The 14,511-nt window shown below is 64.3% G+C and carries 7 protein-coding genes; 3 read left to right on the forward strand and 4 right to left on the reverse strand.

Annotated elements, in window-relative coordinates; genetic code table 11:
* Window positions 1-21: 21 nt before the first annotated feature.
* Genes hemQ through G6N42_RS04720 form a run of 3 tightly spaced genes read left to right on the forward strand, consistent with a single transcriptional unit; the run spans window position 22 to window position 2,726 of the window.
* Entirely contained in the window at window positions 22-717 is a 696-nt protein-coding gene (gene hemQ / locus G6N42_RS04710) for a hydrogen peroxide-dependent heme synthase (RefSeq protein ID WP_163685864.1), read from the forward strand.
* Between the two features lie 23 nt (window positions 718-740).
* Complete coding sequence (locus G6N42_RS04715; RefSeq protein WP_163726751.1) at window positions 741-2,390, forward strand: NAD-dependent malic enzyme; 1,650 nt, start codon at window positions 741-743, stop codon at window positions 2,388-2,390.
* Window positions 2,391-2,414: 24 nt separating this feature from the next.
* Window positions 2,415-2,726, forward strand: coding sequence for a hypothetical protein (locus tag G6N42_RS04720; protein ID WP_174262013.1), 312 nt, complete (start codon window positions 2,415-2,417; stop codon window positions 2,724-2,726).
* A 4-nt stretch (window positions 2,727-2,730) separates the two neighbouring features.
* Here G6N42_RS04720 and msrB read toward each other — a convergent pair whose 3' ends face one another.
* The 4 genes from msrB to G6N42_RS04740 form a co-directional block, all read right to left on the reverse strand.
* Window positions 2,731-3,144 carry a peptide-methionine (R)-S-oxide reductase MsrB gene (gene msrB, locus G6N42_RS04725; protein ID WP_163726755.1) on the reverse strand — a complete coding sequence of 138 codons (414 nt, stop codon included), beginning with the start codon at window positions 3,142-3,144 and terminating at the stop codon, window positions 2,731-2,733.
* A 14-nt stretch (window positions 3,145-3,158) separates the two neighbouring features.
* Complete coding sequence (locus G6N42_RS04730) at window positions 3,159-4,226, reverse strand: IS110 family RNA-guided transposase (RefSeq protein ID WP_197905521.1); 1,068 nt, start codon at window positions 4,224-4,226, stop codon at window positions 3,159-3,161.
* Between the two features lie 218 nt (window positions 4,227-4,444).
* Window positions 4,445-13,441, reverse strand: coding sequence for a nuclear transport factor 2 family protein (locus tag G6N42_RS04735; protein ID WP_163726761.1), 8,997 nt, complete (start codon window positions 13,439-13,441; stop codon window positions 4,445-4,447).
* A gap of 2 nt (window positions 13,442-13,443) precedes the next feature.
* Window positions 13,444-14,511, reverse strand: a complete 1,068-nt coding sequence (locus G6N42_RS04740; RefSeq protein ID WP_163726763.1) for a protein kinase family protein — start codon at window positions 14,509-14,511, stop codon at window positions 13,444-13,446.

A 14,511-nucleotide genomic window follows, 5' to 3' on the forward strand; every position in this document is an offset into this window, starting at 1 on the left:
GGGCGTGGCACGATAGGTCTCATGGCCAAGCTCGACTACGACGCGCTCAACTCGACTGTCCGCTACCTGATGTTCTCGGTGTTCTCTGTGGAGCCGGGCGAATTGGGCGACGAGCGCGCGGGCATCGTCGACGAGACGGCGACCTTCCTCAAACAGCAGGAAGACAAGGGTGTCGTGGTGCGTGGAATCTATGACATCGCGGGCATGCGGGCCGACGCCGATTTCATGTTCTGGACTCACGCCGAGACCGTCGAGGCGTTGCAGGCCACCTACTCGGATTTTCGCCGCACGACCACGTTGGGTCGAGCGAGCGATCCCGTGTGGAGCAGCGTCGCGTTGCATCGGCCCGCCGAATTCAACAAGAGCCACATTCCGGCATTCCTGGCCGGCGAGGATCCCGGCGCGTACGTGTGTGTCTATCCGTTCGTGCGGTCGCTGGAGTGGTACCTACTGCCCGACGACGAGCGTCGCAAGATGCTGGCCGAACACGGCATGGCCGCGCGGGAGTACAAGGACGTCCGCGCGAACACGGTGCCCGCTTTCGCGCTGGGGGACTACGAATGGATCCTGGCGTTCGAGGCGCCCGAGCTGTATCGCATCGTCGACCTGATGCGTGAATTGCGCGCGACCGACGCCCGCCGGCACACTCGCGAAGAGACCCCGTTCTTCACCGGCCCGCGGGTGAGCGTGGAAGAGTTGGTCACCAGACTCCCGTAACCGGCTCCGGCGGAAGGACCCCGTTGTCTGAGGCAATAACCGGACAGGCCAAGCTGTTTGACCCGTTGACCACCAAGGGCACGGCCTTCACCCACGCCGAGAGACGCAAGTACGGACTGCTGGGCTTGTTGCCTACCGCGGAGAAGACCCTCGATCAACAGGTTGAGCACAGTTGGCGCGAGTTCTCCACGCGTCGGCCGGGACTCGATCAGCACATCTATCTGCGCGCGTTGCAAGACCGCAACGAGACATTGTTCTACCGGTTGCTCCACGACCACATCGCCGAGACGATGCCGATCGTCTACACGCCGACTGTCGGCGAGGCGTGCCAGCGGTTCAGTGAGATCTACCGCCGCCCGCGTGGACTCTTCGTGAGCTATCCCGATCGCGAACACTTGCGCGAGGTCTTGCGCAATCGGCCGCATCGCGACCCCGACGTGATCGTCGTGACGGACGGTCAGCGAATTCTCGGACTGGGCGATCAGGGCATCGGCGGCATGGGTATCCCGATCGGCAAGCTGTCGCTCTACATCCTCATCGGGGGCATCGCCCCGGCGCGCACCTTGCCGATCGTGCTCGACGTCGGAACCGACAACGTCGAACTGCTGGAAGACCCCCAGTACCTCGGCTGGCGCCACCGCCGCATCGACGACGACGAGTACTACGCCTTCATCGACGAGTTCGTGGCCGCCGTACGCGACGAACTTCCGGATGTGTTGCTCCAGTGGGAAGACTTCGCGACCGCGCACGCGCAGCCGATCCTGGAGCGCTACCGCGACCAGCTGCTCACCTTCAACGACGACATACAGGGCACCGCCGCGGTCGCCCTTGGTGCGTTGCACGGCGCGGCGAACGTCGCGGGCAAACCCTTGTCTCAGCAGCAGATCGTGATGCTGGGGGCGGGTTCGGCGGGTATCGGTGTGCTCAACATGGTCAAGCGGGAGATGGTCGCGCAGGGCCTGTCCGAGCAGGAAGCGACATCGCGGATCTGGGTGGTCGACGTCGTGGGTCTGCTCACCGACGATCGAACCGATCTTTCCGAGGGGCAGCGGGCGTTCGCGAAACCGGCGGACATCGTGGGGGGCTGGGGTCTCTCGGGGCCGGCCCAGCTGGCCGACGTCGTGCACCACGTCGATGTCGGTGTGCTGCTGGGCCTTTCGACCGCCGCCGGTGCGTTCACCGAAGAGATCGTGCGCGAGCTCGCCGCCAAGACCGAGCGGCCGATCATCTTCCCCCTGTCCAATCCGACCAGCCGGGCTGAGGCACACCCGGCCGAGTTGGACGAGTGGACGGGCGGTCGGGCGTTGATCGCGACCGGTTCGCCGTTCGCGCCGTTGGTTCGTGATGGCGTCGAGCGCCCGGTGGCGCAGTGCAACAACGCATACATCTTCCCCGCGATGGGATTGGCGGTGACGGCGGCGCAGGCGACGAGGGTGACCGACGAGATGATGAGGGCGGCGGCCGCGAGCCTCGGTGACGCCTCGCCCGCCCTTGTGGATCCCAGCCGGCCGCTGTTGCCCGCGTGGTCGGAAGTTCCCGACATCGCAGTGCGCATTGCGCTCGCGGTCGGGCGACAGGCCGTCGCGGACGGCGTGGCACCGAAGCGCAGCGACGAGGAACTGGCGGCACGTATCGACGAGGTGCGCTGGATTCCCGAATACCCGTCGACATAGCCGAACGCCCGTCATCATGGGTGTATGAGCATCAAAGCCCTGGTTGCCGCGACATTGCCGATCGCCGCGCTCGTGGTGGCACCTAGCGCGGTCGCTCAACCGCCGGGCGGGGAACACTGCGCGCCCAGTGGCGGCCAGAGCATCGTCATCACCGCCGGTGACATCGACTGCGTCACCGCGGCGGACTTTGCCGCTCAATATGACCTCAGCGGTGACAAGTTTCAGACGATTGGGCCGTTCACCTGCTATTCCGGGAACGCGATGACGGCGCCGCTGCTGTTCCAATGTGTGGCCGACACCGCCGACGCGGCCGAGTTCGGCGTCTACCCCGCGTAGCGCGCTATTCGGCGGGCACCAGCCGCAGGGAGATCGAGTTGATGCAGTAGCGCTGGTCGGTCGGCGTCGGGTAACCCTCACCTTCGAAGACGTGGCCGAGGTGGCTGTGGCAGTTGGCGCAGATCACCTCGACGCGGTGCATGCCCAGGCTGTCGTCCGAGCGCAGGATCACCGCGTCGGAATCGGCCGGGTCGAAGAACGACGGCCAGCCGCAGTGGGATTCGAACTTTTCGCTGCTGCGGAACAGTTCCGCGCCGCACGCCCGGCACGCGTAGACGCCTTCGGTCTTGGTGTCGGTGTATTCGCCGACGAAGGGTCGCTCGGTGCCGGCCTCGCGTAGGACGTGAAACTCCTCGGGGTTGAGCTTCTTGCGCCACTCGTCGTCGGTCAGCTGCAGTTTGGGGGCCGGTGTCGTCATATGTTTCTCCTATGTCAAGCCGCTGCCGGTTGGCAAGGCTTTTGCCGGTTGTTGTGGTCGGTGTGGAGATGGTTGAAAACGACGCGGGCCAGGCGGCGTTTGAGGCAGCGCAGGGCTTCGGGCGTGGAGTCACCCTCGGCGAGGCGGTGCCGGTAATAGGTCTGTCCGAGTCCATCGAGGCGGATCTGGGTGACCGCGATTCGGTGCAGTGCCGCGTTGAGTTGACGGTTGCCCGAGCGGGTCAGCCGGACCCGTCCGCGGGTGTTACCCGACCACACTGGAACCGGCGCTACTCCGGCATGACGGGCGAAGGCCGCCTCGCTCTTGAATCGCGCCACCCCGGCGGTCTCACCGACCAGTTTGGCCGCGGTCAGTTCCCCGCAGCCGGGCATGTCCAGCAAGACCGGGGCCACCACGCGGACACGTTCGCCGATTCGTTTGGCCAGCGCGTTGATCATCTGGGTGAGTCGGGTGATGTCGGCCAACTCGTCGCGGGCCAGCTCGGCCACGATCCCGGTTTGGAAGTTCAGCCAGTCGCTCAGGAGCCTTCGGTGCTTGGCCAGATCTAACGAGCGCGGTTTGGGTGCACGCTCGGGATCGAGTTCATGGATCCGCCACAACAGTCGATTGATGGTCGCCGTGCGTTGTGCCACAAGGACTTCGCGGCGATCCACCAACAGCTTCACCTCCCGCGACACCTCGTCATGAGAAGCGACCGGAAGGTCTGGTTCACGCAGAAACCCCCGCGCCACCGCCAGTGCGTCGATCGGATCAGACTTGCCGCGGGTGCGCGCTGAGGCCCGAGTCTGGGCCATCAACTTCGGCGGCACCCGCACCACCTTCTGCCCCAAACCCAACAGGTCTCGTTCTAGGCGCGCCGACAGATGGCGGCAGTCCTCGATCGCCCAGACGACCTCGGCCCCGAACTGTTCACGGGCCCACATCACCGCCTCGGCATGCCCGGCGGTGATCGCTTTGACGGTCTTCTCGGCGAGCTTGCGACCCGCCTCATCGACCGCGACGAAGGTATGGGTGCGCTTGTGTACATCGGCTCCAACAACAACCATGGTGGTTGCCTCCATTCACTGAGAGGTGACGGTTGGGCCGGTCGGCGGACATACCTCAGTGGGGGCGGTGCCACGCTCCTATCAAGTCACGCCGGCCGGTCCTTCACACCTGATGCCGGCAAAACGCATGCTCGCCAACCCGAAGGCGGCACCCACGCTATGAGCCAGACACCAGGTGTAAAGGATCCAACCACCGCAAGAAGCGGTGACCCCACCCTGACACTGACTCCACGCTAGCGCTGTTGCGCCTGACGTACTCGTTCCTCGGCGTAGGCGAACGCTGCTGCCTCGTCGTCGGGCTCGAATTCACATATGTGCGTGCACCGACCGTCCCCAAACTCGAAGACAATCAATCTGGTCCACGCATAGTGCCCGCCGTCGTGGCCGCGAGCCTCCCGCTCGCTGCGGACGACCCCACATGTGGTCGAGAGCCAGCACTCGGCGGCGTTCCACGACCGAGAGGGACCGGCGACCTCGGACAGTTCTTCATATGACGCGCGGAACTCGGTCACCGAGCGGTCCGGGAATCCAGACCGTGTCCTGTTTTCGACGATCATGCCGGGAGCGGTGAGTTCGGTGAAGACTCGGTCGAAGTCGCCTTTGTTCAATCCGATCAGGTATTCGGCCCCCACTGCCGCCACCTCAGCGAATTCTGCGCCTTCTCCACTGCAATATCGCCGCTCGAGCTCGCGGTAGGCGTTCTCGAAATCGTCCTCACCGAAGCGGCCGTAGTAGACGATCAAGCCGTCGTCGTTGATTTCGGTGACGTGCAGGTAATCGGTCTCGTAGCCGTCGTCATTCGACCAGTGAGCCGACGCCAGCTGCACGGTGTCACCCCGCACGGCCAGGCAACGTCCCTCGAAATGCGAGTACTGCTCGAAGACCCGCTCGAGCCCCGCCCTGATGTCACCGGGCGTATCCCCGCCCAGAGCCCAGTGGTCGTCGTACACGTATGAGTCGAAGAAACGAGCGGCAACGGCATCGGCGTCGTGAGCGTTCATCGCGTCTCCGACGGATTGCCAAACTCGGCTGGCGCGGTTATCGACGGCCAGTCGGCTGGGGGTTTCGAGTATCCGATCTTGGACGTACGCGAAAGCAGCGTCTTCGTCGTCCAATTCGAACTCGCACATCGACGCGATGCGGTCGCAGCGGATTTCGAGCACGACGAGATGCGTCCACGCGTACTGCTCGCCGTCTGCCCCGACCGCTTCTCGCTCAAAGCGGACGACAGTCCACACCTCGGAGACCCAGCACAGCGCGGAGAACCACGTCCGCGTCGAGGTGACCATCGCTTCCAGGTCGGCAAAGCTAGTGCGAAGGAAGTCGGCCGAGCGATCGGGGAACGGCAGCCGCGACCGATTCACCACGGGGGCGTCCGAGACGGCGAGCTCATCGAAAACTTTGTCGAAGTCGCCACGGTTGAGTGCGATCACGACCTCGGTCGGTGTCGTTCCGACCGCGGCGAAGGCCACGCCCTCTCCCGCGTAATAGCGTTCCTCCAGTTCCCGATAGGCGCTCTCGAAGTCGTCTTCGTCGAAACGGCACAGATAGACGATGATCCCTTCGTCGTCGACTTCATGCACCCATAAGGAGCTTGATTCGAAGCCCGAGTCGTTTCGATAGAGGCCATATCCGAGGTGCAGGCGTTCACCCCGTACTGCTAGTGAGCGCATGTCGAGCTGTGTGTAGTCCTGGGCAACTCGTTCGAAGGCCGTGCGCATGTCCTCGATCTTGCCGCCGCTCAATCGCCGCCGATCCTCGTAGACAAGTGATTTCGAGTAGAACGCTGCCAATCCATCGAGATCGCGAGCCTGACCCGCTCGATCGATTGAATCCCACGTCCGCTTTGCTCGGTTGACAACGGCGAGCCTGCTCGGGTTCGCTCGCACCTTTTCCTCGGCGTAGGCAAACGCCGCATCCTCGTCGTCAGGCTCGAATTCAGCGATCGACTTGACCTGGCCGTCGACGACCTCGCTCGCCATGAGACGCGTCCATGAGAAAAGTTCACCACCTTGACCGACAGCCTCGCGCTCCTGTCGAGCCACACTCCAGGTGGGGGACAGCCAGCAGATGGCGGAGGACCACGTCCGAACCGATTCCATCATGTTGCTCAAATCGTCGAGACTAGCGCGAAAATCGGCGGCCGACCGATTGGGGAAGCCTGAGCGAGTATGGTTCTCGACGCGGAAGCCGGCAGCGGTGAGTTCCCCGAACAACCGGTCGAGGTCCCCCTGATTCGCGGTGATCGAGTAGTCGGTTGTCGTGAGGCCTCCTGCGGCGAACTCCGCCCCCTCACCGCGGTAGTAACGCTGTTCCAATTCGCGGTAGGCACCGTCGAAGTCGTCTTCGTCGAAGCGTCCTTCGTAGACAATCCGTCCGCCACCGTCAACCTCGTGCAAATACAGATGGGTGGTCTCGAACCCGGAGTCGCTCGACCAACGGCCCCAGCCAAGATGGAGGCGTTCGCCTCTCACCGCAATAGTGCGCCCGTCGAAATTGCTGTACTGCTCGACGATTTGCTCCTGGACTCGACGCAGAGTAGCGGGATCGCGGATCGGGTCGCCGCTTATGTGGCGTCGATCGTCGTAGACGAACGCGTCGTCGTATGCCGCGGACATGGAGTCGACGTCCTTGGCGCGGCCGGCGTCGAGGATCCCGAACACCGTCTCACGGGCGCGGTTCGTGGGCGCGAGCCGGCTGCTGGTCGCCTGTGCCCTTTCTTCCGCGTAGGCAAATGCGGCATCCTCGTCTTCGAGCTCGAACTGGCACATCGACGCCATCCGGCCGTCGCGGAAACCGATCATCAGCACGCGCGTCGACGAATACCGCTCGCCGTTGCTGCCGACGGCGTCGCGTTCGAAACGGACGACAGCCCAGTCCGGTGACAGCCACGTCACCGCCGACAGCCAGGTCCGCATCGACGTCACCATTGAGCCCAGTTGCCCGAAACTGGTACGCAAGTCGGTGACGGAGCCCTCCGGGAAAGCTGACCTGGTTCGGTTCTCGACGCGCATGTCGGGCGTGCAGAGCTCACCGAGCAGCAGATGGAAATCGTTGGCGTTCAGTGCGATTATCGCCTGGGTCGCGGTGGCAGCGGATCGCGCGAAGGAGGCGCCTGCACCGGCGTAGTAGCGCCGCTCGAATTCGCGGTAGGCGCGATCGAAGTCGTCTTCGTCGAAGCGTCCGTGATAGACGATGAGGCCGTCGTCGACCTCGAACACGGTGAGACCGCTGGTGCTGTTGCCGTCCATGTCGGACGCAACACTTGAGACAAGATGCAGGCGCTCACCCCGAACCGCCACGACATCAAACTGGTATTCGGTGAACTGTGCGAGGTGGCGTGCAATACCCGCGCGCATCGCATCGCGGCTCTCGATGGGGTCACCGCTGAGTCGCCGGTGATCGTCGTACACAAACTCGTCCGAGTAGTGGGCGATCGCGCGCTCGACGTCATGCGCCCGCATCGCGCCCAAGAACCCGTCGATGGTTCCGGACGACTGGTTGCGCACCGCAAGCCGGCCGGACTGCGCCCGCACCAGTTCCTCGGCACAGGCGAACGCACCGTCCTCGTCGTCGGGGTCGAACTCGCATATCGAGGTGACGAGTCCGTCGCGATGCTCGGTGACCAGAATCATCGACCATTGGTACGTCTCGCCATCGGCACCGGTCGCCTCCCGTTCAAGCCGGGTGACGCTGCAGTTCGGGGACAACCATGCCACTACGGAATTCCATGTTCGCGTCGACGTGACCATCGTGTTGAGTTCTTCGAATCCAGCGCGAAGATCGTTGGCCGTGCGGTCGGGAAATGCTCGGCGGGAGCGGGTCTCGACGCGCAGGTCTTGGGAGGCGAGTTCACTGAAGAGCATGTCGAAGTCGTCGCGGCTCATCGCCCTCGGCGCCTCGCTGGCTGGCAGCCCGTTCTTTGCGAAAGGTGCACCTTCACCGGCGTAGTAACGTCTGTCGAGCTCGCGGGATGCGCCATCGAAATCATCGTCGTCGAAACGCCCGTGGTACGTGATCTTGCCGTCGTCACCGACCTCCACGACATGGAAGGTCGTGGACTCGTTCCCATCACGGTCGGACAGGCGATTCCAGACGAGATGCAAACACCGACCGCGAACCGCGAGCACACGAAAGGCAAATTCTGAGTAGTGCTCGAACACGCGCGTAATACCTTCGCGCATTGCGTCACGGCCCTTGACCGGATCGCCGCTGAGGCGTCGACGATCGTCGTATACAAAGTGTTCCTGGTAGAAGGCGGTGGCGCCCGCGACGTCATGCGCCCGGATCCTGTCTAAGAACCCGTCGATGGTCTCGGATGACTGGTTCCTCACCGCGAGCCGGGTGCGACCCGACTGCATCCGTTCCTCGGCGTACGCGAAGGCCGCGTCCTCATCGTCGAGTTCGAACAGGCAACTGGAACCGAGGCGTCCGCCCCGGGACTGGGTGACGAGTATCCAAACCCATGAATACCGCTCGCCGTCGCGCCCAATGGCTTCGCGTTCGAACCGGCCGATGGCTAGGGTTGGCGACAGCCAGTGAATTACCGACGGCCACGAGCGTGTCGCGGCGACCATGTTGCTCAGGTCTTCGTAACTCTCCTTGCGGTCGCTGACCAATGGATCGGGAAACGCTGAGCGTGAACGGTTCTCGAAGCCCGCGTTGGGTTCGATGAGTTCGCCGAACGCCTTCGTATAGTCCCCGCGGCTGACGGCGATCACCCATTCTGTCCCGACTACGCCGGCTTCGGCGTACGGTGCGCCCTCGCCGGTGTAGTAGCGGCGGTCGAGCTCGCGGTAAGCGCCTTCGAAGTCGTCCTCGTCGAACCGCCCGAAGTATTCGAGGCGCCCGGCGTCGTCGAACTCCATGACGTTGAGGGTTATTGCTTCGTTGCCGGCGTCGTCCCACAGGCGACTCGAGTGCATCTCCAATCGATCGCCGCGTACCGCCATCGTCCGCCACTCGGTGTGCGGATAACTGCGGAGAATGCGCTCAGTCGCGGCATGGAGGTCAGCTGCCCCCTCGATCGGGTCACCGCTGATCCGCCGCCTGTCGTCGTACACGAAGTTTTCCGACGGATCGACGCGGAGTGCATCGACATCATGCGCCTGCAGCGCCTGTGACGCGACTTCGGCGAGCTCGCTGGCGCGGTTGCTGATCCGCAGTCTGTCGGTGCTCGCCCGCACCTTGTTCGCGACATAGGCGAATGCCGCTTCCTCGTCGTCGATCTCGAACTCGCACATCGACGCAACACGGCCATCACGGAACTCGAATGCGATGAGAAAGTTCCACGTGAACTGCTCGCCGTCGTGTCCGACGGCATCCCGCACACAGCGTGCGACGCAGTAATTCGGCGAGAACCATCGCATTACCGATATCCAGCCGCGCACCGAATCCACCATGGCGTCGAGTTCTTCCAGCGTGGTGCGATACTCACTCGCCGATCTGTCGGGAAATGCCGAGCGTGAACGATTCTCGACGCGGAAGTCGGACGCAGTGAGCTCGTTGAACAACGTGTCGTAGTCGAGATGGTTAAACGCCACTGTCCATTCGGCGGCAGTGGCACCGCCTTCGGCGAACTCCGCGCCTTCGCCGGCGTAATAGCGGCGGTCCAGTTCGCGATATGCGCCTTCGAAATCGTCCTCGTCGAAACGAGCGTGGAACTGCACGAGGCCGTCATCACCGGTCTCAGTCACGTAAAGATTGGTTGTTTCGTTCCCATCATCGTCAGATCGGCGCTCCCACATCAGATGCGAATGCTGGCCACGAACCGCCACAACGTGGAAATCAAATCGTGTGTATTGCTCGGAGATGCGCTCGAGCGTCGGCCGAATGGCGCCGAGTCCTACAATGGGCCCGCCGCTCAGTCGTCGATGATCCTCATAGACGAACTCTTGCGAGAAATGTCTGAGGGCGCCGTCGATGTCATGGGTCTGAAGGGCTCGGATGTAATCAGGCATGACCTCGCTGGACTGATTCGACACCGCCAGGCGACGTGATCCCGTATCGACATCGGTCGCTGGTCGTGACACCGCGAGCTCATCCGCTCGTCCGACGCGCGCCGTCACCTCCTTCGCCGCGTACAGCGCTTCGGCGTCATCACGAGCACTGTTGGCGCCCTTGGTATCTCCTGCGGTGGCGAGCACCCTACTCAACGCCAGGCAGGCCTCGGCGTGGTCGAGCACCAGGTCTGTTCCCGCGGCGACCGCCACCGCCTCGCGCGCCATCGCGACCGCGTCAGCGTGGCGGCCCTGCGCGGCGAAAATTTCGGCTCGCACCGCGCGCCACGCGATAGCCGTCTTCAAATTGCGACCGGCGAGGCGCTCACTCTCGGCGGCGTGCCGGTCGGCTTCCTCCAGCCGCCCCTGGGCCAGAACGGAACGGGCGAGAAGGGCCGCAGCCTGACCCGCGTCGGCGCCGACGCCGAGAGCGTCCAGGCCTTCCAGCGCGGTCCGGAAGTGGGGTTCGGCAGCGACGGGGTCGCCCTCCATCGATTCGATGATGCCCGCGAACAGTTCGGTTTCCATGACCCCGTGGCGCAGGCCGAGGTCAGCGACCACCTGGCGGGCATTCGCAAGCATCGTCCTGGCTTTGTCCGGCCGTCCTCTGAGCAGTTCCAGGACGGCGAGGTGACGCAACGACGTAGCCTCCAGCGAGGGTGCGGCCGTCGTCATCCGCTGCATGCGCACCACATCCAGGCATCGGCCCCCCGCTTTCGGTACCGGACTCGGACCCCACAGTGCGGCGCCCGGAGCCGCCCCCAACGCCGCGGTGATCTGCCGGTGGTCACCGCTTTCGCGGGCAGCGATGAGTGCCTCGAAAAGGTCGATTTCGCTGGCGCCGATCCGCCCGAGGCGTCCGCGCGCGCCTGCCCGAACCCGGTGCGCCTTGGCAAGTCCGGCGTGATCTGTGCGACGGCCGAACTCGTCGATGGCCTCGTGTAGTCGTGCTTCGACTTCAAGTAGCCGTTCCGGATCGGTGTATATGACGAACTGGCAGCGGTAGCACGTCGCCCACGGGGCGAGTGCGTCGTCGGCGATGCGTTCGAGTTCGTCGACCAGGGGCGCACCCGCCGTAACGTCGCCTGCGGACAGGAACGCCTCGCATCCGATCAGCAGCAGATCAGCATGCAGTGTCTCGTCGGACGCCGCCAGCGCTGCGCCGCGAGCGGCCTGCGTTCCCGCAGAAACCAGTTCGTCGCGGTCAAGGGCTCGCCGTGCCGACGCAGCGTAGTGCTGTGCGGACCGAACGGCCAGCTCGTGCGAACGGCTGTCGAGCGGGCCGAGCTGGCTCCGATATGAATGGGCGGCTTCGAGATGCCTGGCGATCATCTCGTCAGAGTCGAAAGCCACACTCTGTCCGCCGGTTTCGACCCACTGGGCAAGTCGCTCGTGCAGATCGGCGCGGTCCGATTTCAGCAGGCGGCGGTAGGCGACGTCGCGGATCAGCACGTGGTGAAATCGCCAGACAGCTTCGTCGCCGATGTAGGCTCCGCTCGGCTGCGCCAGCTCGAGTCGGCGAAGACGGTTGAGGGACAACGTGACTCCCGCTCCGCTGCCGCCGGCGAGTGCGCGGACCGCGCCGATAGAGAACTCGCTGCCGACCACCGAGGCGATTTCGAGGATACGTCTGTCTGCGGCTGCGAGGCGTTCCAACCGTGAGGCGAGCAGCGCATGGATTGTCGGGGGTACCGCGATGGCGTCGACGTCGATCGTGAGGCGCCAGCCGGCCTGCTCTTCGATGAGCACCCCGTCATGGGCGAGCATCCCGACCAGCTCCCGCACGAAGAGCGGATTGCCACCGGTGGACGAGGGGAGTCGTCGCAGCAACTCGTCGGGCAGCTGTGCGGCTCCGAGTACGTTGGCGGCCAGTTCGGCTGTCGCATCGGGATCAAGCCCGCTGAGATGGACAGCCTCGGAGACGAACCTGCCCACGCTGACGAGTTCGGGCCGCAGTTCACGCAGTTCGGGTCTGGCAAGCGCCAGCACGAACACCGGCACGTCCGCCGTCCACTCCATGAGGTGCTCGATGAAGTCGAGCAACAGGGTGTCGGCCCACTGGATGTCGTCGAGGACCAGCACGGTGGGCCCTTCTGTTGCTAGCACTTCGACGAACCGTCGCAGCGCCCAGAAGTTCTCCTCGACTGATCCTGCTTCGCCGGTGGCCAATCCGCCGAGGTCCCGCAGCAGCCGGTCTCGCTCGGGAACCCCTGCGGGGATTTCGGTTTCGAGGTCAACTGCTCTGAGTATCTCGATCAGCGGCGCCATCGCGACGGTGCCTTCGAGATCACATCGGGCCTCGATCACCCGCGCGCCGGTCTGTGCGACGGTGAATTTCGCGGCAAGCCGGCTCTTTCCGACACCAGGGTCACCGACGACGGTGACCAACCGGGCGCTTCGTGCCGATAACGCACCATTCATCGCGGTCTGAAGGCGCTGGAGTTCAGAACGTCGGCCGACGAAGGGAGCCGCGTCAGTCGAATCGGACCGGCGCCCGAGCCACTGGTAGACGGCAACCGGAGCGCTGCGGCCCTTGACCTGCACCTCGCCAAGCGATTCGTAATCGTAATGTCCACGGGTCGCGCGCCAGGTCTCCTCGCCCACCACGACACCTCCACGCGGACATTCGGACTCGAGGCGGGCCCCGACGTTCAGCGCGTCTCCGACGAGGTCGGCATCGCCGACCCCGACCACGACCTCACCGGTGTTCACCGCGACCCGCAATGCGAGTTCGACCCCGTGGTTTTCGGTGACCCGGGTAGCAAGCCCGACGAAGCGTTCCTGTAACTCTACGGCGGCGTCGACCGCACGTACGGCGTCCTCGGGCCCGATCTCGGGGACACCCCACACCGCCATGAATCCATCGCCGATGTACTTCGTCACGCCTGCCCGATGACGCTGCGCGACCCTCCTCAGGAGATCGTGGTAGTCGCCGATGACCTCACGTGCCGTCTCAGCGTCGACGCGTTCCTCGAAACTCGTCGAACCCGCAAGATCGGCGAACATGACCGTGACGGTCTTGCGCACCGGGGCTGCGTCCGGTGTGTCGGGTACCCCCGTCGACTGACCGAGCGGCGCACCGCAGCCACGGCAGAAACGCGCTGTCGCACTGGCTTCCACGCCGCACGTCGCACAGATCCGGGCCAGCGAGGCGCCACAAGCCTCGCAGAAGCGGGCGTCCTCTTCGTTATGTGCGCCACACGAGGCGCAGTTGCGGCGGCTCTCGGCCATCGTCAGTCTGGTCTCAGCGACAGGCAGTCATGGTCTTCGATGGCCGCCACGGAACGACTGAGCATGGTGCGCGCCAGCTCCATATTGCGTTCGTTGACAATTTCGATTCGGCCACTTGCCATCACCGGGTAGATGAAGCACCAAGCCGTCGTCAGCCGGTAGTCACGTCGCAATTCAGCACTGGGGTAATCGATTCCGTGTTCTGCGAGACGTCTGGAATAGCGCGTGATGAGCTCGTCCTCGACGTCGCGCCGCGTCTCGGGAGTGAGGCTTTGAGTCAAAAAGTAGCTGACATCCCAAGCGCCCCGGCCCCTTGCCGTGATTTGCCAGTCCAAGGCGGTCACCGGTGGGTCGTCGTCCTCTACGGCGAAGAACAGCTGGTCGAGCCGCGGGTCGCCATGCAGGAAAGTGAGGGGTCCACGGCTGAACTCCCCGATCAGCCATGGCATCAACGATGCGAACCGCTCGCCGAAGCGGCGCATCGGAGGGGACAGGTCGGACCCCGTGATCTCGAGGAATTTCGGCCATGCAGCCCGGTAGTTGTCGACGATGACGTCGGTGAAGGGTGGCGCGGTGAAGGGCTTCAGCCAGTGCAGCGAGGACAGCCGATCGTTGTCCCACCAGTGACCATGGTGCCGGGCCAGTGCATCGATGACTGTTTCCGCATCCCCGGCGTTGCATCCGATGAGCTGATCGGCGTTTCGCAGTCGGGCCAGATCCTCGAGCACGAGAACGAAATCGTGCGTGTTCTCGTTGAAGGCGGCGAAGTAGGGCCGCGCCGGAGGCAGCGGGTTGGCGGTGCCGATTTCTAGGTAGAACCGGACCTCACGCAGGTAGCACTCGAGCTCTTCGCAGAGGTTCACCCGCGCCGTCACGTCCAGCGTCGGCAGCTTGACGACGACCGTTTCCGGAACATCGGTCCCGCCCTCGAGGTGCACCCGGAACAGTCGGCCCAGCAGGCCGACGCCGATGGCGATCTGCTCGACTTTGCATGCAGACACGTCGGCTTCGAGCACTTCGCTGAGCCAGCCGGCGGTAATCGCTGACGGATCGTCGGGGATCAACGGCAT

The organism is Mycobacterium gallinarum, from assembly GCF_010726765.1.
GTDB lineage: Bacteria > Actinomycetota > Actinomycetes > Mycobacteriales > Mycobacteriaceae > Mycobacterium > Mycobacterium gallinarum.